This is a genomic window from Pseudomonas sp. A-R-19 (assembly GCF_019956575.1).
Taxonomy (GTDB): Bacteria; Pseudomonadota; Gammaproteobacteria; order Pseudomonadales; family Pseudomonadaceae; genus Aquipseudomonas.
This window is the reverse complement of sequence record NZ_JAHBDR010000048.1, coordinates 1-20,391: the sequence shown is the minus strand read 5'-3', so window position 1 is coordinate 20,391 and position 20,391 is coordinate 1. Positions and strand designations below refer to the sequence as shown.

Here is a 20,391-nt window from a genome sequence, read left to right as displayed (position 1 = left end):
TTCTCCTTGGTTTTACTGGTCGCTGAGCCCCAGCAGGCTGCGCGCGTATTGTTCCAGCGGCGGGCCCATCAGGTCTTCGGGTTTTTTATCGTGGAACGTCAGTAAACCGCCACGACTCTTGATGGTCGCAGTATCAATCAAATACTGGGTGCTGGTCTCGATCAACATGATCTGAATCATACCGCTATCGATGCCAAGACGATCCAGGGCTTCCTGGTCCAGCCACTCGTCCGAGTTGCCGATACGGTCGTCAGACTTGGCAAATCGGGTGTAGAGCAGATAGTGCGCACCGGCGGCACGGGCTTCGCCCATGGCCTGGTCGAGGCCTTCCGGCGTACGGGCACGGCGGACCATCGGGAAGTATTCGACGAAGCCATCGAAGGCGACTTCGGCAATCACGTTGGGCCGTGGGTAAACGACGCTGCCCGGCGGCATGAAAGCGCCTTGGGCGATGTAGACGAACGAGTCCGGCTGGATGCGCAGGTTGTTTACGCGACGGCTGTCGCTGTGGTCGAGCAGCCCCGCATCGCTCATATGGTAACGAGTCCCTTCGGCCATATCGCTGATGTTCATGCAGCCACCAAGTGCCAAAACGGCCAGCAGCAAAACCAGGCTACGCATCCTATCCTCCAGAGGCCGGTGTCGGAAAACCGGCGAATGGCCGTTGGATGCAGCTTCCGCGCCAGTCCTTGAGCCTGTTTATATATCAGGACTGCGAATGATGATCTGTGGCGAGGGAGCTCGCTCCCGCTCGGCTGCGCAGCAGTCGTAAACCGCTGTATGCATTATGCCCGGTGCAACTTGGAAATGGTTTTGGGGTTGCTTCGCAACCCAGCGGGAGCAAGCTCCCTCGCCACAAAAGCTCCCAGTCACAAAGTCCGGTTCAGCCGCCGATAATCTTCATGACAGTCGCGCCGCCCGAGAATGCCACTTCCTGCTTGTCACCCAAGGCTTTGACCAGCAGTCGCTGCAGCGCGGGCAGCGCTTGATGACGCGGCTTGTCCAGCAGGTCGCCGATGTAATGGCGATTGCTCGACGACAGGCAGCCATGCAGCCACCCGGTGGAAGATAAACGCAAGCGTGAACAGGTCCGGCAGAAAGGCACGCTCTCGTTGGCGATCACGCCGAAATAGCCCTGGCCGGGAATTTCATAGCGAACGGCCGTCGCATCGACCGGGGCATCCGCCTGCAGGTATTCGTAGCGCTCGCCGATCAGGCTCAGCAGCTGCTGGAGGCTGACGAACTGCTGCAAAAAGGCATTGGAATCGTTGGCCAGGTGGCCCATGCGCATCAGCTCGATGAAGCGCAGTTCATAACCGCGCTCCAGGCAGTAGTCGAGCAGCGGCATCACTTGATCGAGGTTCTGCCCGCGCAGCGGCACCATGTTGACCTTGATCTTCATGCCGGCCGCACTGGCCTCGTTCATGCCGTCGAGCACGGTGGCCAGGTCGCCGCCCCGGGCAATGCCACGGAACGCACTGGCGTCGAGGGTATCGAGGGAAACGTTGAGGCGCCGAATGCCAGCGTTCACCAGCAGTGGCAGTTTCTTCGCCAGCAACTGGCCATTGGTGGTCAGGCTGATGTCCTCCAGGCCCATCTGCCCGACCGCCGTCATGAACGCTTCGAGTTTCGGGCTGACCAGCGGCTCGCCGCCAGTAATGCGCAGGCGCTCGATCCCCGCCGCTTCAATCAGATAAGCCACACCGCGCGCCATGGCTTCGGCCGACAACTCATCCTGCGCAGCCACCAGCCGCTTGCCGTTGGGCACGCAGTAGGTACAGGCGTAATTGCAGGCTGAGGTCAGGCTGATTCGCAAGTTGCGAAAACGCCTGCCTTGACGGTCAACGATCATGGTTACTCCGGCGGAAGAATATCGGGCTGCTAAAACTTGACTCAGAAATCAAGTTTTAGCAAGTCCTCTACCTGAGTATATTCCTGCGGCACTGCGCCAAGTAGCGAAATCATGGCGCAATAAGGCAACTGAATGGCTCAGCTGCCGGAAGTGTCGGTGTCGCGCTTGCGCTTGTTGCCCATGCGCACGCCGATATCCATGAGGAACTGGAAGAAACCTTCCTGATCTTCCAGCACATTGCTCCAGAACGGCGAGTGATACAGCGCCACGGCACCGTGCACCAGCGCCCAGGACGCGCAGTAATGGAAGTAAGGCGGCACGTCTTCGAGCTTGCCTTCGCTGATCCGGCCCTTGATCAGCAGGGTCAGGCGTTCGAAGTTCGAGGCACGGATCTTGTGCAGCTCCTCGATCATCTCCGGCACCTGGTTGCCCTTGACCACTTTTTCTTCGAGGCGGTCGAACAAGCGATAGCGTTGTGGATCGCGCATGCGGAATTCGAAGTAGGCCCGGGATAGGGCTTCCTTGTCCTTGTCGACATCGGCCGAATGCAACAGCTCGTTCAAATCGCGCTCGTAGTCGAGCATCAGGCGCAGATAGATTTCCGCCTTGGATTTGAAGTGCTTGTAGATCGTGCCTTTACCGATACCGACGGCATCAGCAATCATCTCGACGGTGACACTGTCTTCACCTTGTTCGAGGAACAGCTTGAGCGCGGTATCGAGAATTTCCTGCTCGCGGCGACGGAATTCACGGACCTTACGGGGTTCTTTATGCATAAGAAAAGGTCTGTCGGGGTCAAAATTCGAAGCCGCGTATTATGCCTAACTTACGCAAAAATGCACGGATCATCCGACCATATCTGCGCTTTCTGGTCATTCCGCGTACGTTTACAGGTTGATGAGAACTCTTCCGAAGCGCACGTATTCCAAATATGTTTAAAAACCCGGGCCGCTAAACTGGACGAGGCGCAATCCTGATCAATACTTGAACTGTCGGCGGGACATCTCCCCCAAGTGTTACGCCGATATTGGTACCAACGGACCGCGTGCCATTGTTTTACTCCTAATGGTCTTAACCCGGATTCACCCCCCAGAACCCGGGTTTTTTTTGCCTGCGATTTAACCTTTTACGTGTGCCAGCGGGAACAGCCGCTTGAAATTGGCGGTGGTCTGCTCGGCAAACCGCTCGTAGGGCTCACCACGCAACATTGCCAGAAATTCCGCAACTTCACGCACGTACTGCGGCAGGTTTGGCTTGCCGCGATAAGGGATCGGCGCCAGGTACGGCGAGTCGGTTTCCACCAGCAAGCGGTCGGCAGGCACCTTGCTGGCCACATCGCGCAACGCATCGGCATTGCGGAAAGTGACAATCCCGGACAGGGAAATGTAATAGCCCATGTCCAGCGCAGCCTTGGCCATTTCCCAGTCTTCGGTAAAGCAATGCAATACGCCCGCCTGGGGCAGCGCCGCTTCACGCAGCAAGTCCAGGGTATCGGTACGAGCGCCACGGGTGTGGATGATCACCGGTTTGCCGGTCTGCTGCGCCGCTTGCAGGTGCAGGCGGAAGGACTCCTGCTGCAACTCTGCCGCTTCCGGCTCGTAGTGGTAATCAAGGCCGGTTTCGCCAATGGCGACGACCCGCGGGTGATTGAGCTCGTGCAACAGCCAGTCCAGCGCCGGCGCGGCGCCTGGCTGCAAATCCAGAGGGTGTACGCCCACAGAGCAGTCGACGTCGTCATAACGCTCGGCCAGGGCCTTGACGTCGGCTGCGTTGTCCGCGCTGACGCCGATACACAGAAAGTGCCCTACCCCGCGCTGTCGGGCGGCATCCAGGGCAGCGTCCAGGGAGCCGTCGTGGGCGGCCAGGTCAAGGCGATCAAGGTGACAATGGGAATCTACGAGCATAAAGGGCTGCAACTTGTATCGAATGGGTGGGACGGTCGGGTTACTCGGAGTCTAGGCGCTGACAGTCATCGTTGGCCAGGCAACGACACCCACTGCACCAGCAATGCCTCCAGCAGCAAGGCCGGGTTGAGGTTGGCTTTGCTCAGGACTTTCTGGCGCTGGGCGAGTATCCAGTCCTGAATATCGAGGACTTTGCCCTGGGCGCTTTTCTGCGCCAGGTATTGCACGACCTTGCGCATGTCGGGCAGGCCGAGGCCGGCTTCGTCCTGGGTCAACTGATAACGCAGGATCAGGCTCGACCAATCGCAGAACCAATCGAACAGGCGCAGCATCGGAATGCTCTTCCACTCTTCGGCCAGTTGCGTTGGCGACTGCTGTTGCTTGAGGAGCTTTTTCACCCCTTCAACCACTTGCGCGCGTTGTTCACGCACGCCCTGGGCTTGAAGATTGACCGCCGCCAGTGGCGAACCGGCGGCCAGCGTCAGCAGTTCGACGCGCTCTTCTTCGGAACACTCCGGCAAAGCCTCGGCCAGCCACTTCAAGCTCATGGCCTCGCCCGGCAGCGGACAGGCCTGCTGCACGCAGCGACTCTTGATGGTTGGCAACAAACGGCTCGGCTGGTGGCTGACCAGCAACAGAACGGTATCGCCGGACGGTTCTTCGAGGCTTTTGAGCAAGGCGTTGGCGGCGTTGATGTTCATCGACTCGACCGGCTCGATCAGCACCACTTTGCGCCCGCCCAACTGCGCGGTCTGCACCACGAAACCGACCAGGTCGCGAACCTGGTCGACCTTGATCGCCTTGTCGGCTTCTTCCGGCTCCAGGATGTAGTTATCCGGATGGCTACCAGCCTTGAGCAGCAGGCAGGATTTGCATTCGCCGCACGCTTCCAGCGCGACCGGGCGCTGGCACAGCAAGCGGGCCATCAGGCGCTCGGCCAGTGCGCGCTTGCCGATCCCGGCCGGGCCATGCAGCAGATAGGCGTGTGCATGCTGGGCGCGACCGGCCAGTTGCTGCCAGAGGCTTTCCTGCCACGGATAGGCCTCAGCCACGGCTCAACTCCAGCAGGCGCGGCAGCAAGGTATCCAGCGATTGCTGGACCTGTGCCAACGGTTGGGCAGCATCGACCAGCACATAACGCGCCGGATCCGCCTCGGCCCGCTTGAGGAAGGCATTGCGTACGGCATCGAAAAAGGTCCGGCCTTCGAGCTCAAAGCGATCCAGGCGACCGCGAGCACTGGCGCGGGCCAGACCCACCTCGACAGGCAGATCGAAAATCAGCGTCAGGTCCGGGCGCAGATCACCTTGAACGAAGGTTTCCAAGGCCGCGATGCGCTCCAGCGACAAGCCGCGACCACCACCCTGGTAGGCGTATGTCGAGTCGGTGAAACGATCACACAAGACCACGGCACCCCGGGCCAGCGCCGGGCGAATCACCTCGGCCAGGTGCTGGGCACGCGCCGCGAACACCAGCAGCAACTCGGTATCCGGGTTCATGACTTCGTCGACCGGAGCCAGCAGCACTTCACGGATGCGCTCGGCCAACGGCGTGCCACCCGGCTCGCGGGTCAGCACCACCTCGATGCCGGCGGCGCGCAAGCGCTCGGCCAGGTATTCGCGATTGGTGCTCTTGCCGGCGCCTTCCGGGCCTTCCAGAGTAATAAACAAGCCAGTCACAGGCAGTCCTTAGTCAGAGTCATTGCGAGCTTTTCGCCGCGCTTGCATCGGCGGCCGGCGTTTCAGGGGCCGGCGCAGGATCTTGCGGCGGTACCTGCGGCAGCGCCTCGGGAGCGGTGTTCGGCGAAGCGGCCGGGATCGGCGTCTCCTGCGAAGCCCTGGCCTCCTGCGTACCCGCCTGCTCAGCCTGGGTTGGCGGTGTCTCTGCCGTGGTAGCGGGCGCCGGGCTGGAGCGGTAATCGGAGCGACGCTTGAGCTGGAACTCCTTCACCGCATTGTTGTGGGCATCCAGGTCGTCGGAGAACACATGCGTACCATCACCGCGCGCCACGAAGTAAAGACTGTTGCCCTCCACCGGATTGAGCGCCGCATGGATGGCTTCGCGCCCGACCATGGAGATCGGCGTCGGCGGCAGGCCTGCATTCATGTAGGTGTTATAGGGCGTCGACTCCCTGAGGTGAGCCCGGGTCAGCTTGCCGCTGTAGCGGTCGCCGAGGCCGTAGATCACTGTCGGGTCGGTCTGCAGCAGCATGCCTATCGCCATGCGTCGCACAAACACACCGGCAATCTGCCCGCGCTCCTGCGGTACGCCGGTTTCCTTTTCCACCAGCGAGGCCATGATCAGCGCCTGATAGGGTTCGGTGTACGGCGCATCGGCGGCGCGCTGCTCCCACTCCTTGGCGAGCACTTCGTCAAGACGGTCGTAAGCGGTCTTCAACAACTCGAGATCGGACATCCCGCGTACATAGCGATAGGTGTCAGGGAAGAAGCGCCCTTCCGGAAAAATCCCGCTGTGGCCAAGCTTGTCCATGACCTGGCTATCGCTCAAACCGTTGAGGTCATGATCGAGCTTCTCTTCCTTGGCCAGCGCTGCGCGGACCTGACGGAAATTCCAACCTTCGACCAGGGTCAGGCTGTACTGAACCATTTCCCCGCGTTTCCACAGGTCGATCAGGCCTTCGACAGTCATACCCGGTTGCAGGCGATATTCGCCGCTGTGCAGGGGTTGTTTGGCGAGATTGAAGCGCCAATACACACGCAGCCAGAATGCGTCCTTGATGACGCCATTGGCTTCGAGTCGATAGAAGGTGCGGGTCGGCGTGGTGCCCTTGGGCACATCCAGCAATTGTTCCTGGGCAATGTTCAGCGGCTGTACCAGCGCCGAATGAATTTTCCAGGCTGAAGCACCCAACAGCAGCCCCGCCAGAACCACTCCGGTTTCCAGCAGCAGCAAGAGTTTACGTCTCACGTATCAAGCATCCAGTAGCACACGGGCAATGGTTTGGAGTTTACGGGTGAGCGGCCCAACCGGCCAGTGAAGAGCAGCATAGGCGCGCACCGGCCAGATACCATACACGCTGTTGCAGACAAAGACTTCGTCAGCCCATTGCAGCTGTTCGAGGGGAATATCGGTGATTTGCGTGGAGATTCCCAGCGACTTGGCCTGAAACAATATTTCGGCACGCATCACGCCGGCCACGCCACAGCGCTTGAGGTCGGCGGTGATGAGTACACCATCACGCACCAGGAACAAATTGCTGAACACGCCTTCAATCACGCGCCCGGCCTGATCGAGCATCAAGCCTTCGGCATGCTCGGTGTCCTGCCATTCGGCACGGGCGAGGACTTGTTCAAGACGATTCAGGTGCTTGAGGCCGGCGAGCAATGGCTGCCTGGACAATCGCGTGGCGCAAGGAAACAAACGAACACCCTGCTCGCCATGCACTGCAGGATAAGCCGCGGGTGGATTGCCTTGCAGGATGCGTCGGGCCTGGGCCGAAGGATCCGGGGCGTAACCGCGCAGACCGTCGCCGCGGGTGAGGATGAGCTTGAGCACCCCGTCACCCAGGGCTGCGGCATAGGCCAGCAGTTCGCTACGGACCAACTCATGATCGGCAGTCATTGCCAGACGCGAACAGCCATCCGCCAGGCGCGACAGGTGTCGCTCCAGCAACACCGGCTGCCCGTTACGCACGGCGATGGTCTCGAACAGACCGTCGCCATAAGCCAGGCCGCGATCCTTCAGCGACAAAGCGTCAGCCGGCTGACCGTCGACCCAGCTGTCCATCAGCCGGCGAACCGGCGGAACACCAGCGAGCCATTGGTGCCGCCAAAACCGAAGGAATTGGAAACGACCACATCGATATCCATGTTGCGCGCCGTGTGCGGCACGAAATCGAGGTCGCAGCCTTCGTCCGGCTCATCGAGGTTGATGGTCGGCGGCGCTACCTGGCTATTGATGGCCAGCACGCTGAAGATCGCTTCGACCGCGCCCGCCGCGCCCAGCAAGTGGCCGGTCATGGACTTGGTGGAACTGACGGCCAGCTTGTAGGCATGCTCACCGAACACCGACTTGATCGCGTTGACTTCAGCGAGGTCACCTGCGGGAGTCGAGGTGCCGTGGGCGTTGATGTACTGCACTTGATCGCCATTGATTTTGGCATCGCGCAGCGCATTGGTGATGCAGCGCGCAGCACCCGCGCCATCGGCTGGCGGCGAGGTCATGTGGTAGGCATCGCCACTGGTGCCAAAGCCGATCAACTCGGCGTAGATGGTCGCGCCACGCGCCTTGGCGTGCTCGAGTTCTTCCAGCACCAGCGCACCGGCACCGTTGGACAATACGAAGCCATCACGGCCCTTGTCCCATGGACGGCTGGCGCGGGTTGGTTCGTCGTTGCGGGTCGACAGCGCGCGGGAGGCACCGAAGCCACCCATGCCCAGGCCGCAAGCGGCCATCTCGGCGCCACCGGCAATCATCACGTCGGCTTCGTCGTACATGATGTTGCGGGCCGCCATGCCAATGCAGTGAGTACCGGTGGTACAGGCCGTGGCGATGGCATAGTTGGGTCCCTGTGCACCGAGGTGGATGGACAGGAAACCGGAAATCATATTGATGATCGAGCCTGGCACGAAGAACGGAGAGATCCGTCGAGGGCCGGTCTCGTGCAGCGTGCGGGCGGTTTCTTCGATATTGGTCAGACCGCCAATACCCGAGCCCATGGCCACGCCGATACGCTCACGGTTGGCATCAGTGACTTCCAGACCGGAATTGCGTACCGCCTGAAAACCTGCGGCCAGACCGTACTGAATGAACAGGTCGAGCTTGCGGGCTTCCTTGACCGACAGGTACTCCTCGACATTGAAGTCCTTTACCGAGCCGCCAAAACGGGTGGAATAGGCAGAAAGGTCGGTGTGTTCGATCAGACCAATGCCACTGCGGCCAGCCAGAATGCCCTGCCAGCTGCTCGGCACATCCGTGCCCAGTGGCGACAACATACCCATACCGGTGACTACGACGCGTCTACGCGACACAGCACTCTCCTTTTTTTTCAAATGACGACTTTGCATCAGGCCTAAAGAAAAAACCGCACGCCGTGATGGCAGTGCGGTTTTTCCATGACAGCGAGCAACGATTACAAACTATTACGCCTGGTGGCTAGTAACGTAGTCGATTGCAGCTTGTACAGTAGTGATCTTCTCAGCTTCTTCGTCAGGGATTTCGGTCTCGAATTCCTCTTCCAGAGCCATCACCAGCTCAACGGTGTCAAGGGAGTCGGCACCCAGGTCTTCAACGAAGGAAGCAGTGTTGACCACTTCTTCTTCTTTAACGCCCAGTTGCTCAGCAACGATTTTCTTGACGCGCTCTTCGATGGTGCTCATACCTTGTTTTCACTCCTAATGGACAAATTCAGGCAGCTGGCCAGTGGGTAAGTGTATAGAAAGGCTTTTCAGCTTTTCAACTGAAAGCTTCACTCCTCGAACCCGGTGACCCTCTGCCTATAAATAGATTGCAGCTTTATAACGGATTTTAGACAGCTCGTATGACATTTTTTTGAAGCAATCCGTCACATTTGAATTACATGTACATCCCGCCGTTCACCGGGATTGTAGCTCCGGTAACGTAAGCCGCACCGTCCGACGCAAGAAAAGCGACCACGGACGCGATCTCTTGAGCTTGCCCCAGACGACCCAGCGGAATCTGCGTCTGCAAGGCTTCACGCTGCGCCTCGGGAAGTTCACGGGTCATATCGGTATCGATGAACCCTGGGGCCACCGAGTTTACCGTAATCGCACGCGAACCGACTTCACGCGCCAGAGCACGGCTGAAACCTTCCAGACCGGCCTTGGCGGCAGCGTAGTTTACTTGGCCTGCGTTGCCCATGGCACCCACAACCGAACCAATACTGATAATTCGGCCCCAACGGGCTTTGGTCATGCCACGCAAAACGCCCTTGGACAGGCGGAACAGACTGTTCAGGTTGGTATCGACAACGTCATGCCACTCGTCGTCTTTCATGCGCATCATCAGGTTATCGCGGGTGATACCGGCATTGTTGACCAGGATCGCCGGCGCACCGAACTGCTCCTGGATGCTCGCCAGGACACTTGCCACGGACTCGTCGCTGGTGACATTGAGTTCCAGGCCAGTGCCTTGAATACCGTTTTCCTTCAGGGTGGCGGCAATGCGTTCGGCACCCGACGCGGAGGTCGCGGTACCGACGACGATGGCGCCCTGACGACCCAGTTCCAGGGCGATAGCCTGGCCGATGCCACGGCTTGCACCGGTGACCAGTGCAACTTTACCTTGCAGACTCATGCAAGCTTCTCCTGATTCAGGCCAACGCTGCACGGGCGGCAGCGAAAGCGTCTGGGGTATTGAGGTTGGATGTCGATACGCCTTCGGCGCAACGCTTGTTCAGACCGGCCAGCACTTTGCCCGGGCCGCACTCGACCAGATTGGTCGCGCCCTTGGCTGCCAGAGCCTGTACGGACTCGACCCAGCGTACCGGCTTGTACAGTTGTTCGAGCAAATCGCGCTTGAGGGTTTCCAGATCGGCCGGCACTTGGGCACTGACGTTCTGCACCACGGGAATCTGTGGCACCTGCCAGTCGATCGCGGCGATCGACTCGGCGAAACGCTCGGCAGCCGGACGCATCAGTTCGCAGTGCGACGGCACGCTGACCGGCAATGGCATGGCGCGCTTGGCACCACGTGCCTTGCAGCCTTCGATGGCGCGCTCGACGGCTGCCTTGGCACCGGCGATGACCACCTGGCCTGGCGAGTTGAAATTGACCGCACTGACGACTTCGCCTTGCGCCGCTTCGGCGCAGGCTGCCAGTACGTCAGCATCGTCCAGCCCCAGGATGGCAGCCATGCCGCCCTGCCCGGCCGGAACGGCTTCCTGCATCAGTTGGCCACGACGCTCGACCAGTTTCACCGCGTCGCCCAGGCCCAGGCTGCCAGCGGCAACCAGTGCGCTGTATTCACCCAGGCTGTGACCGGCAACATAAGCCGGGCGCGCGCCGCCTTCTGCCAGCCACAGACGCCACAGGGCGATAGAGGCGGTCAGGATGGCCGGTTGGGTTTTATCGGTTTGATTGAGTTGCTCTTCCGGCCCTTGCTGGGTCAGTGCCCACAGGTCGTAACCCAGTGCATCGGAAGCTTCTTTGAATGTTTCGAGGACAACCGGATGTTGCGCGCCCAGCTCGGCCAGCATGCCGAGGGACTGCGAACCCTGTCCTGGAAAGACGAATGCGAGGGAAGCAGACATGTAACAAGCCCCTAATGATCTTGTCGTCGGAGAAATGGCGCCCCGCTTTGGGGACGCAAGAAACTGACAGTTGGATGGCCCATTGAACCAAGCGGTCACATTTAAGCATTGTCCGACGAAAACGCCTAAAGCAACAAATCCTCCAGACGACCGTGCAGGCGTTCGGGAAGATTCTCCTGAATCTCGATCAAGGCGCGCTGAATGGCACTTTGAAAACCCTGGACCCCGGCAGAACCGTGGCTTTTCACCACAATCCCCTGCAGGCCGAGAAAGCTCGCACCGTTGTGCCGGGCAGGCGCCAAATCGGCCTGCAGGCGCTTCATCAAGGGCAGCGCCAGTGCGCCGACCGCGCGCGAGGCCATGTTCTTCTTGAACAACGCCTCGATACGTCCGGCAATCATGGTCGCCAGGCCCTCACTGGATTTGAGCAGGATGTTGCCGACAAAACCGTCACATACCACCACATCCGCTTCGCCACGGTATAAACCGTCGCCTTCGATAAAGCCGATGTAATTGATACCCCTGGCGCCCTGCAACAAGGTCGCTGCCAGCTTGACCTGTTGATTGCCCTTGATGTCTTCGGTGCCGATATTCAGCAACGCCACTCGTGGACGGATTATGCCCAGGGTCTCGGCCGCTACCGACCCCATGACCGCAAACTGCAACAGATGCTCGGCACTGCAATCGACGTTGGCACCCAGGTCGAGCAATTGGCAGTAACCCTTTTGTGTCGGAATCGCCGCCACCATGGCCGGACGATCAATGCCCGGCAGGGTCTTGAGCACGAACCGCGACAACGCCATCAGCGCGCCGGTATTGCCGGCACTGACACAGGCCTGGACCTTGCCGTCGCGCAGCAGCTCAAGGGCCACGCGCATCGATGAGTCAGGCTTGCCACGCAAGGCCTGGGCAGGTTTTTCGTCCATGGTGATGACTTCGCTCGCCGGGGCAATCGACAGGCGCGCGCGATCCACAGCCGAATGGCCAGCGATCAATTCTTCAAGAAGGGAGGGTTGACCGACGAGGGTCAGGTGCAGCGAGGGCGTAGCAGACAGGCAAGCAAGACTGGCCTGGACAATGCTGCGGGGACCGAAGTCCCCGCCCATTGCGTCAATCGCGATGACTTGAGCGGACAAGTGATTACTCGTCAGCGCCCTTGTCGATCACTTTACGGCCACGGTATACGCCTTCTGGCGATACGTGGTGACGCAGGTGAACTTCACCGGTGGTTTTTTCTACAGACAGGGTGCTAGCCTCGAGAGCGTCGTGCGAACGGCGCATGTCACGGGCGGAGCGGGATTTTTTGTTCTGCTGAACAGCCATAATTGATTAACTCCTAAACGTTTGGGTCACGCTTTAACTGCGCCAATACACTGAACGGGTTGGACCGCGTTACCTCGTCCTCGCTCGGTTCGGGCTCATCGAGACCCGCCGGCTGCTGGCATTCTTCCGGATGATGAGCAGGCACAATGGGCAAGGCGAGCAGAAGCTCCTCCTCGATCAGTGACTGCAGATCCAAAGGATCTTCGCCCAGTTCCAGCACGTCATAACCTTTCGGCAACGACTGGGTATTCGCACCCTCCTTCACCACAGCGTAACTGCATTCGCTATGGATCGGCAGGGTGACCAGCTCAAGACAACGCTGGCAAACCATTTTGACTTCAGTGTCGATAAAGCTGTGGATGACCACAGATTTACGTTCATCTCGTTCAAAAACGAATTTAGCCTGCACCGTACCGACAGTGTCGGAAAGCGGGTCGCAGAGTCTCTCCAAATCGGCCAGCAGCATTTCACCTTGAAGGGTGGTGCCACGATCAGCCAATTTGCGCGGGTCAACGTGAGGTGGAATCGGGTCATTCAACATAGGCGCAGCATTATAGGGATGCACCCGCCCATGTCAAAGGAAATTCAGCCCTGTCCGTCACTTGGAAGCCTCGCTAGAATTCGCACCTGCCTTATGGAGATGCGCATGCTGCCTTTATTACTCGCTTCCGGCTCGGTCTATCGCCGGGAATTGCTCGCTCGTTTGCAGCTGCCTTTCACGTGCAGCTCGCCGGATATCGACGAAAGCCATCGCCCGGGGGAATCCGCCATCGAGCTGGTCAAGCGCCTCGCCGAAGAGAAAGCCCGCGCCTTGGCCGACAGCCATACCGCTCATCTGATAATCGGTTCCGACCAGGTCGCCGTGCTGGGAGAGCGGATAATCGGCAAGCCCCACACCTTCGAAAAAGCCCGCGAACAACTGCTGGCCGCCAGCGGTGCCAGCGTGACGTTCCTCACCGGCCTGGCCCTGCTCAACACCCGGACCGGGCACTGCCAGGTCGACTGCGTGCCGTTCACCGTCCACATGCGCACACTCGACGCGAGCCGCATCGAGCGCTACCTGCGCGCCGAGCAACCCTACGACTGCGCAGGCAGCTTCAAGGCCGAAGGCCTGGGGGTCAGCCTGTTTCGCAGCACCGAGGGACCTGACGCCACCAGCCTGGTCGGCCTGCCGCTGATTCGCCTGATCGACATGCTATTGGCCGAGGGCGTGCAAATCCCGTAGGAGCCGGGCTGCTGGCAAACCGGGTGACGTGGCGTGCCAGGCATGCCGCCATCGCTGGCAAGCCAGCTCCTACAGGTCGTGCGAAGGCAAAAAACCGGCAATGGCCGGTTTTTTGTGCACTCGAAAGATCAGCGCAACGATGGACCGTTGAATCCCATCCACATTGCCAAGTGCTCAGCCACGCTGGCACCGAGTTTTTTCGAGAAGCGATCGAATGGCGACTGCTGAACGGTAAAGTCCACCAGTTCTTTCTCGCCGATCACATCCCGCGCGACCGAGCTGGCACTGCCCAGCCCATCGATCAACCCCAGTGGCAGCGCCTGCTCGCCATTCCAGACCAGGCCGGAAAACAGCTCCGGATGCTCCTTGTCCTTCAGGCGATCGCCGCGCCCCTGCTTGACGCTATTGATGAACTGCTTGTGGGTCGTATCGAGCACGCCCTGCCAGAAGGCGGTTTCTTCCGGCTTCTGCGGCTGGAACGGGTCGAGGAACGACTTGTGCTCGCCAGAAGTGTACGTACGACGCTCGACACCCAGCTTCTCCATGGTGCCGACAAAGCCATAACCCGCCGCCGTCACACCGATGGAGCCGACCAGGCTCGCCTTGTCGGCGTAGATCTGGTCCGCCGCACTGGCGATGTAGTAAGCACCGGAAGCCCCCAGGTCGGAAATGACTGCATACAGCTTGGTGTCCGGGTGCAGGCCGCGCAGACGACGGATCTCGTCATAGACATAACCCGACTGCACCGGACTGCCACCCGGACTGTTGATGCGCAGGATGACGCCCTTGACCTTCTCGTCCTCGAAAGCCGCGCGCAGGCTGCCAACGATATTGTCTGCGCTGGCCGGCTCCTTGTCGGCGATCATGCCGGTCACATCGATCAGCGCCGTGTAATGGGCGCTGCGAGTGGCGGCTTTTTCCATATCCATCAGCGGCGAAAACAGGGCAATTGCGCCGAACAGATACACAAAAGTCAGAAGCTTGAAGAATATGCCCCAGCGGCGGGACCGGCGCTGCTCCTGCACGCTGGCCAGCAGCGTCTTTTCCAGCAGCTTCCAGCTTTTGTCGTCACCGCTCTCTGCACTCGCCTTGGCGGGTGCCTTCCATTCGTCGGTCATGCCATCCACCCCAAAAACAACCGGTTAAGCCTGCTGATTCAGCCAGGCATGCAATTCTGAAAAGCGGTCGATGGCCAATCGCGGCTCATACAACCTCAACGCATCGATCGATTGGGCGCCATAGCTGACAGCCACCGAGCCCATGCCGGCGTTGCGCGCCATCTGCAAATCAAAGGACGAATCACCGACCATCAGCGCCTGTTCCGGGCGAACTTCGCAATGGGCGAGGATCTGCTCGAGCATCAAAGGATGCGGCTTGCTGGCGGTCTCGTCGGCGGCGCGGGTGATATCGAAGAAGTCTTCCCAGCCGTGGGATTTCAACACCCGATCCAGCCCGCGACGGGCCTTGCCGGTCGCCACGGCCAGATGATAACCCTCGGCACGAAATGCCTCGAGCGACTCGACCACCCCCTCGAACAGCGGCGAAGGCACAGCCTCCGACGCAATGTAATGCTCGGCATAGTGCTCGCGGAACGCGATCAACTCGGCATCACCAATCTCCGGGTACAGGGTGCGAATCGCTTCCGGCAAGCCCAGGCCGATGATGCCCTTGACGGCAAAATCGTCGCACTGCTCAAAACCGGAGCGCTGTGAGGCAACGTGCATCGCCTCGACAATACGGCCAATGGAGTCAGCCAGCGTGCCGTCCCAATCGAAGATCAGCAGCTTGTAATCAGATGGGCGCACTCAATCGCTCCACGGTTTTGGCCCACATTTCGTCAACCGGCGCCTGCAACTTCAACTCACCGCCATCGGGCAGCGGCACGGTCAGCATGTAGGCGTGCAGGAACAGGCGCTTGCCGCCCAGGTCACGGATTTCCTTGCTGAAGCCTTCTTCGCCATACTTGGTGTCGCCAGCGATGCAATGCCCGGCGTGCAAGGTATGGACGCGGATCTGGTGAGTACGACCGGTAATGGGCTTGGCTTCGACCAGGGTGGCAAAGTCGCCAAAACGACGCAGGACCTTGAACACGGTCACGGATTCCTTGCCCTCCTCCTCGTCGACCTCGACCATACGCTCACCGGAGCGCAGATTGCTCTTGCCCAGAGGCGCACGGATTTGCTTGATCGAGCTCGCCCAGTTACCGCGAACCAGCGCCATGTAGCGCTTGTCGACGCCATCACCGCGCAACGCGGTGTGCAAGTGGCGCAACATGCTGCGCTTCTTGGCGATCATCAACAGGCCGGAGGTGTCACGGTCGAGACGGTGAACCAGTTCGAGTTCCTTGCAATCGGGGCGCAACTGACGAAAGGCCTCGATCACACCGAACGTCAGGCCGCTGCCGCCGTGAACGGCGATGCCGCAAGGCTTGTTGATCACGATCAGCGCCTTGTCTTCGAAGACAATCGAGGCTTCGAGGCGCTGCAGCAGGCCTTGTGCCAGTGGCACCGGCTCGTCGCGCTCAGGCACACGTACCGGCGGCACGCGCACGATATCGCCCGCCTGCAGCTTGTACTCGGGCTTGATCCGTCCCTTGTTCACGCGCACTTCGCCCTTGCGCAAAATGCGGTAAATCAAGGTCTTGGGCACGCCTTTGAGTCGGGCGAGAAGGAAATTATCAATACGTTGGCCGGCATATTCCGGCGAGACCTCAAGCAGTTGTACGCCTGGAGTCGGGGGGGTAGTCGTCGTCATGCCGCGGATGATAACAATTTTTTATGGAATTGAAGCACTTAATCATTGCTGCTATAGTCGCGAACGCCGCCAAAAGCGGCCTGGACAGCGGACCAACGGTCAAAAACCGGCCCTGACCAACGCAATTCACCAGGACGCGAGGCCGTCCTACGGGGCTTTCGCTACGTAACGGTGGAGTTTGCAGGTGTAACGAGCGCAGGTGACATGAGGCCTGAATCACGCCACAAAGCAGAGTTTTCACTCGTTTTGCGAGCCATATTCACGGCCAGTTCACAAAGTGCAGTCAGCTGCGAATGACCCCGAGCGAAGGCATCGGAAACAACGCCTAAATTAGCCATGATGCGTGACCTCCCCTTTCGGAGCTCACGGTAAATGCCAACCCGCTGCGGATTCTGCGCGCGGCAGCACCCGAATTATCAGGGATACGTGTAGGGTGGAGATGCACAACCGCCGGACTGTGTAGCAACAGGCTTTCTCAAGACGCTTTATCTCGTCCACAGCCGCTGGTTGATTCCTCCTCCTGACTGAGTGCTTAAGTAGCCACAGCAAGCAGGACGCGTACGTCGCGATGAAGGCCCACATTGGCCGGACTTCGCTGGACACGGGAAATGGCCAACCACTCCCGACGCACCTGACACCGACCGTGAGAAGTCGTGTGTGCCGAACGCCGTTTCCGGCAGCCCGGAAACCGACGGTACTACATGAAAAGAATGCTGATTAACGCAACTCAACCCGAAGAGTTGCGTGTTGCACTGGTAGATGGCCAGCGCCTCTACGACCTGGACATCGAATCCGGTGCACGCGAGCAGAAGAAGGCCAACATCTATAAAGGCCGGATTACTCGCATCGAACCAAGCCTTGAGGCTGCCTTTGTCGATTTCGGCTCTGAGCGCCACGGCTTCCTGCCCCTCAAAGAAATCTCCCGCGAATACTTCAAGAAAGCGCCTGAAGGCCGCGTCAATATCAAGGACGTCCTGAGCGAAGGCCAGGAAGTCATCGTTCAGGTCGAAAAAGAAGAACGTGGCAACAAGGGCGCAGCCCTGACCACCTTCATCAGCCTGGCCGGTCGTTACCTGGTGCTGATGCCGAACAACCCACGTGCCGGCGGCATCTCCCGTCGCATCGAAGGTGAAGAGCGCAACGAACTGCGTGAAGCCCTGAACGGCCTGGTTGCCCCGGCTGACATGGGTCTGATCGTGCGCACTGCCGGCCTTGGCCGCAGCAGCGAAGAAATGCAGTGGGACCTCGACTACCTGCTGCAACTCTGGACCGCCATCAAAGAAGCTTCGCTGGACCGTTCCGCGCCGTTCCTGATCTACCAGGAAAGCAACGTGATCATCCGCGCGATCCGCGACTACCTGCGCCAGGACATCGGCGAAGTGCTGATCGACAGCGTTGAAGCCCAGGATGAAGCCCTGACCTTCATCCGCCAGGTGATGCCGCAGTACGCCAGCAAGATCAAGCTGTACGAAGACAGCGTGCCGCTGTTCAACCGTTTCCAGATCGAAAGCCAGATCGAAACCGCATTCCAGCGCGTTGTCGAACTGCCTTCCGGCGGCTCCATCGTCATCGATCCGACCGAAGCCCTGGTGTCCATCGACATCAACTCGGCGCGCGCCACCAAAGGCAGCGACATCGAAGAAACCGCTCTGCAGACCAACCTTGAAGCCGCTGAAGAAATCGCCCGTCAGTTGCGCCTGCGCGACATCGGCGGCCTGATCGTCATCGACTTCATCGACATGACCCCTGCCAAGAACCAGCGCGCCGTGGAAGAGAAAGTCCGCGAATGCCTGGAAGCCGACCGCGCTCGCGTGCAAGTCGGTCGCATCTCGCGCTTCGGCCTGCTGGAAATGTCCCGTCAGCGCCTGCGTCCATCCCTGGGCGAAAGCAGCGGCATCGTCTGCCCGCGTTGCAACGGCACCGGCATCATCCGTGACGTTGAATCGCTGTCGCTGGCGATCCTGCGCCTGATCGAAGAAGAAGCCCTGAAAGACCGTACCGCCGAAGTTCGTGCACAAGTGCCGATCCCGGTGGCTGCGTTCCTGCTCAACGAAAAACGCAACTCGATCACCAAGATCGAACTGCGCACCCGCGCCCGCATCGTCATCCTGCCGAACGATCACCTCGAGACGCCGCACTTCGAAGTGCAGCGCCTGCGTGACGACAGCCCGGAAGCGGCGACCAACCAGTCCAGCTACGAAATCGCCGCTGCCGCTGCCGAAGTCGAAGAAGTCCAGCCAGCCGCTGCGACCCGCACCCTGGTTCGCCAGGAAGCAGCGGTCAAGACGGCGCCGGCCCGCGCCAACGCTCCGGTTCCGACCGAAGTGGCAGCACCTGCCCCGGCTCCGGCCGCCGTGCCAGAGCCAAGCCTGTTCAAAGGCCTGGTGAAGTCGCTGGTGAGCCTGTTCGCCACCAAGGAAGAGCCTGTCGCGCCGGTTGTGGTTGAAAAGCCAGCCGCCGAGCGTCCGGCCCGCAACGAAGAGCGTCGCAACGGTCGCCAGCAAAGCCGCAACCGTAACGGTCGCCGCGATGAAGAACGCAAGCCTCGCGAAGAGCGTGCACCGCGTGAAGAACGCGCACCACGTGAGCCGCGTGAAGAGCGTCAGCCACGCGAAGTGCGCGAACCGCGCGAGACCCGCGAAGAAACGCCAGCAGTAGCCCGCGAAGAACGCGCACCACGCGCGCCTCGTGAAGAACGTGCACCGCGCGCTCCGCGTGAAGATCGCAAGCCACGTGGCGAGCGTGAAGAACGCGTTCGTGAACTGCGCGAGCCTCTGGATGCCGCTCCGACAGCTCCTGCTGCTCCGGCCGCCGCTGCTACCGCTGCTGCCGCTGAAGAGCGTCCAGCTCGCCAGCCACGTGAAGAACGCGCTCCACGCCCACCGCGTGAAGAACGTCAGCCACGTGCCGAACAAGCTGCCGCAGCCGCAACTGAAGAAGAACCGGTCACCAACGAAGAGCAATTGCCGGAAGACGGTCAGGAAGGCGTCGAAGGCGATCGTCCACGCCGCCGCTCCCGTGGCCAGCGTCGTCGCAGCAACCGTCGCGAGCGTCAGCGTGATGCCAACGGCAACGTGATCGAAGGTTCGGAAGAGTCCGAGTCCGGCGAAAACGCTGAAACGCCAAGCACTGCCGATCTGGCCGCTGGCCTGGCTGTTACCGCAGCCGTTGCCAGCAGCGTGATCAGCGCTCCGGCTGAAGCAGAAGCCAACGTGCAAGCCGAACGCGCCACTGCCGCTACCCTGGAAACTGCTCCAGTCGAAGCGCCAGTCGTGGAAGCGACCACGCCGGTCGAAATCACCGCTGCGCCGGAAATCGAAGTAGCGCCAGAAGCACAGCCTGCCGTTGAAGCGGCTGCCGAGCCGGCTCCAGTGGTTGAAGCACCTGCCGTGGTTGCAGAAGCGGTTGTTGAAACCGTGACTGAAAACGTGCGTGAAGTTCGCGAAGAGCAAACCGCATTCAACTGGGTGGCCGAGCCAGCCGTTGCTGAAGGCGCTGCACCATCTGCTGAAACCCAAGTGGCTGAAGCCATGGTTTCCGAGCCGGTAGTCGCCGCTGCAGAACCGGCTCCAGCACCGGTGGTTGAAGCGCCAGTCGTTGAAGCCCCGGTCGTTGCCGAAGCACCTGCTCCGGTCGTCGAGGCGGCTCCTGTCAGCGCCCTGACGCCAAGTGGCCGCGCGCCTAATGACCCACGTGAAGTGCGTCGTCGCAAGCGTGAAGCCGAGCGTCTGCAGAAGGAAGCCGAACTGGCTGCGCCTGCTGAAGCGGTTGTCGCTGCCGAGCCTGCACCGGTTGCAGCTGAAGTGGTTGAGGCAGCTCCTGCCCCGGCCGCTGAAGTGACTGCCGAGCCGGTTGAGTCGGTGATCAACGAAGCGCCGCGCTCCGTTCAGGAAGCGGTAGAGCAACACGAGCAAGCCCAGGAAAAAGAGCACGAGCCTAAACCGCTCGTCTGATTCCATCGGCTACTAAAAAGCCCCGCCTGGTGATCCCAGGCGGGGCTTTTTTATATCTGGAATTCACAGCAACCCCTTGTGGGAGCGGGCTTGCTCGCGAAGGCGTTGGATCATCCAACATCTCAGTTGACTGTCAGGCCGCCTTCGCGAG

20 protein-coding genes are annotated in these 20,391 nt (G+C 60.3%); 2 read left to right on the top strand and 18 right to left on the bottom strand.

What is annotated here, in order from left to right; genetic code table 11:
* Window positions 1-12 precede the first annotated feature (12 nt).
* The 15 genes from KGA88_RS11540 to KGA88_RS11470 form a co-directional block, all read right to left on the bottom strand.
* Complete coding sequence (locus tag KGA88_RS11540; RefSeq protein WP_223591103.1) at window positions 13-621, bottom strand: DUF4823 domain-containing protein; 609 nt, start codon at window positions 619-621, stop codon at window positions 13-15.
* A gap of 262 nt (window positions 622-883) precedes the next feature.
* Window positions 884-1,852: a GTP 3',8-cyclase MoaA gene (locus KGA88_RS11535; protein WP_110661221.1), complete on the bottom strand. Its 969-nt coding sequence runs from the start codon at window positions 1,850-1,852 to the stop codon at window positions 884-886.
* 137 nt (window positions 1,853-1,989) lie between these two features.
* Entirely contained in the window at window positions 1,990-2,628 is a 639-nt protein-coding gene (locus KGA88_RS11530) for a TetR/AcrR family transcriptional regulator (RefSeq protein ID WP_008050425.1), read from the bottom strand.
* Window positions 2,629-2,970: 342 nt separating this feature from the next.
* Window positions 2,971-3,756 carry a TatD family hydrolase gene (locus tag KGA88_RS11525; protein ID WP_110661222.1) on the bottom strand — a complete coding sequence of 262 codons (786 nt, stop codon included), beginning with the start codon at window positions 3,754-3,756 and terminating at the stop codon, window positions 2,971-2,973.
* A 65-nt stretch (window positions 3,757-3,821) separates the two neighbouring features.
* Window positions 3,822-4,808, bottom strand: coding sequence for a DNA polymerase III subunit delta' (locus tag KGA88_RS11520; protein WP_223591101.1), 987 nt, complete (start codon window positions 4,806-4,808; stop codon window positions 3,822-3,824).
* Window positions 4,801-5,433 carry a dTMP kinase gene (gene tmk, locus KGA88_RS11515; RefSeq protein WP_110663211.1) on the bottom strand — a complete coding sequence of 211 codons (633 nt, stop codon included), beginning with the start codon at window positions 5,431-5,433 and terminating at the stop codon, window positions 4,801-4,803. Before tmk ends, KGA88_RS11520 begins: the two co-directional genes overlap by 8 nt.
* A 19-nt stretch (window positions 5,434-5,452) precedes the next feature.
* Entirely contained in the window at window positions 5,453-6,682 is a 1,230-nt protein-coding gene (mltG, locus tag KGA88_RS11510) for an endolytic transglycosylase MltG (RefSeq protein WP_223591099.1), read from the bottom strand.
* Between the two features lie 3 nt (window positions 6,683-6,685).
* On the bottom strand, window positions 6,686-7,501 hold the full coding sequence (gene pabC / locus KGA88_RS11505) for an aminodeoxychorismate lyase (RefSeq protein WP_223591097.1): 816 nt from the start codon (window positions 7,499-7,501) through the stop codon (window positions 6,686-6,688).
* Window positions 7,501-8,745 (bottom strand): beta-ketoacyl-ACP synthase II, encoded by a 1,245-nt coding sequence (gene fabF / locus KGA88_RS11500; RefSeq protein WP_007977050.1) that lies wholly within the window; start codon window positions 8,743-8,745, stop codon window positions 7,501-7,503. Before fabF ends, pabC begins: the two co-directional genes overlap by 1 nt.
* Before the next feature lie 111 nt (window positions 8,746-8,856).
* Window positions 8,857-9,093, bottom strand: a complete 237-nt coding sequence (gene acpP / locus KGA88_RS11495) for an acyl carrier protein (RefSeq protein WP_003175607.1) — start codon at window positions 9,091-9,093, stop codon at window positions 8,857-8,859.
* 196 nt (window positions 9,094-9,289) lie between these two features.
* Window positions 9,290-10,030 (bottom strand): 3-oxoacyl-ACP reductase FabG, encoded by a 741-nt coding sequence (fabG, locus tag KGA88_RS11490; RefSeq protein WP_223591095.1) that lies wholly within the window; start codon window positions 10,028-10,030, stop codon window positions 9,290-9,292.
* A gap of 16 nt (window positions 10,031-10,046) precedes the next feature.
* Entirely contained in the window at window positions 10,047-10,985 is a 939-nt protein-coding gene (gene fabD / locus KGA88_RS11485; protein ID WP_223591093.1) for an ACP S-malonyltransferase, read from the bottom strand.
* Between the two features lie 125 nt (window positions 10,986-11,110).
* Window positions 11,111-12,121, bottom strand: a complete 1,011-nt coding sequence (gene plsX, locus KGA88_RS11480) for a phosphate acyltransferase PlsX (protein WP_110662400.1) — start codon at window positions 12,119-12,121, stop codon at window positions 11,111-11,113.
* A gap of 4 nt (window positions 12,122-12,125) precedes the next feature.
* On the bottom strand, window positions 12,126-12,308 hold the full coding sequence (gene rpmF / locus KGA88_RS11475; protein ID WP_003179396.1) for a 50S ribosomal protein L32: 183 nt from the start codon (window positions 12,306-12,308) through the stop codon (window positions 12,126-12,128).
* 13 nt (window positions 12,309-12,321) lie between these two features.
* Window positions 12,322-12,849, bottom strand: coding sequence for a YceD family protein (locus tag KGA88_RS11470; protein WP_008152342.1), 528 nt, complete (start codon window positions 12,847-12,849; stop codon window positions 12,322-12,324).
* Window positions 12,850-12,954: 105 nt separating this feature from the next.
* Here KGA88_RS11470 and KGA88_RS11465 point away from each other — a divergent pair, with 105 nt between their 5' ends.
* A complete protein-coding gene (locus KGA88_RS11465; protein ID WP_223591091.1) occupies window positions 12,955-13,533 on the top strand; it encodes a Maf family protein in 579 nt (192 codons plus the stop codon).
* Window positions 13,534-13,661: 128 nt separating this feature from the next.
* Here the strand turns inward: KGA88_RS11465 and KGA88_RS11460 are convergent, their stop codons facing one another.
* Genes KGA88_RS11460 through rluC form a run of 3 tightly spaced genes read right to left on the bottom strand, consistent with a single transcriptional unit; the run spans window position 13,662 to window position 16,287 of the window.
* Entirely contained in the window at window positions 13,662-14,651 is a 990-nt protein-coding gene (locus tag KGA88_RS11460) for a S49 family peptidase (protein ID WP_223591087.1), read from the bottom strand.
* A gap of 24 nt (window positions 14,652-14,675) precedes the next feature.
* A complete protein-coding gene (locus KGA88_RS11455) occupies window positions 14,676-15,338 on the bottom strand; it encodes an HAD-IA family hydrolase (RefSeq protein ID WP_110660034.1) in 663 nt (220 codons plus the stop codon).
* The gene (gene rluC, locus KGA88_RS11450; RefSeq protein ID WP_110660035.1) at window positions 15,325-16,287 is read right to left on the bottom strand and encodes a 23S rRNA pseudouridine(955/2504/2580) synthase RluC; all 963 of its coding nucleotides are present in this window, start codon (window positions 16,285-16,287) and stop codon (window positions 15,325-15,327) included. Before rluC ends, KGA88_RS11455 begins: the two co-directional genes overlap by 14 nt.
* A 701-nt stretch (window positions 16,288-16,988) precedes the next feature.
* Between rluC and rne the strand changes: the two genes are divergently transcribed.
* Complete coding sequence (gene rne, locus KGA88_RS11445) at window positions 16,989-20,240, top strand: ribonuclease E (RefSeq protein WP_223591085.1); 3,252 nt, start codon at window positions 16,989-16,991, stop codon at window positions 20,238-20,240.
* Window positions 20,241-20,391 lie beyond the last annotated feature (151 nt).

What these genes read in the sequence shown, in the direction of transcription:
- KGA88_RS11540 (WP_223591103.1), bottom strand. Translation starts at nt 621, where the DNA reads ATGCGTAGCCTGGTTTTGCTGCTGGCCGTTTTGGCACTTGGTGGCTGC.
- KGA88_RS11535 (WP_110661221.1), bottom strand. Translation starts at nt 1,852, where the DNA reads ATGATCGTTGACCGTCAAGGCAGGCGTTTTCGCAACTTGCGAATCAGC.
- KGA88_RS11530 (WP_008050425.1), bottom strand. Translation starts at nt 2,628, where the DNA reads ATGCATAAAGAACCCCGTAAGGTCCGTGAATTCCGTCGCCGCGAGCAG.
- KGA88_RS11525 (WP_110661222.1), bottom strand. Translation starts at nt 3,756, where the DNA reads ATGCTCGTAGATTCCCATTGTCACCTTGATCGCCTTGACCTGGCCGCC.
- pabC (WP_223591097.1), bottom strand. Translation starts at nt 7,501, where the DNA reads ATGGACAGCTGGGTCGACGGTCAGCCGGCTGACGCTTTGTCGCTGAAG.
- acpP (WP_003175607.1), bottom strand. Translation starts at nt 9,093, where the DNA reads ATGAGCACCATCGAAGAGCGCGTCAAGAAAATCGTTGCTGAGCAACTG.
- fabG (WP_223591095.1), bottom strand. Translation starts at nt 10,030, where the DNA reads ATGAGTCTGCAAGGTAAAGTTGCACTGGTCACCGGTGCAAGCCGTGGC.
- fabD (WP_223591093.1), bottom strand. Translation starts at nt 10,985, where the DNA reads ATGTCTGCTTCCCTCGCATTCGTCTTTCCAGGACAGGGTTCGCAGTCC.
- rpmF (WP_003179396.1), bottom strand. Translation starts at nt 12,308, where the DNA reads ATGGCTGTTCAGCAGAACAAAAAATCCCGCTCCGCCCGTGACATGCGC.
- KGA88_RS11470 (WP_008152342.1), bottom strand. Translation starts at nt 12,849, where the DNA reads ATGTTGAATGACCCGATTCCACCTCACGTTGACCCGCGCAAATTGGCT.
- KGA88_RS11465 (WP_223591091.1), top strand. Translation starts at nt 12,955, where the DNA reads ATGCTGCCTTTATTACTCGCTTCCGGCTCGGTCTATCGCCGGGAATTG.
- KGA88_RS11460 (WP_223591087.1), bottom strand. Translation starts at nt 14,651, where the DNA reads ATGACCGACGAATGGAAGGCACCCGCCAAGGCGAGTGCAGAGAGCGGT.
- rluC (WP_110660035.1), bottom strand. Translation starts at nt 16,287, where the DNA reads ATGACGACGACTACCCCCCCGACTCCAGGCGTACAACTGCTTGAGGTC.
- rne (WP_223591085.1), top strand. Translation starts at nt 16,989, where the DNA reads ATGAAAAGAATGCTGATTAACGCAACTCAACCCGAAGAGTTGCGTGTT.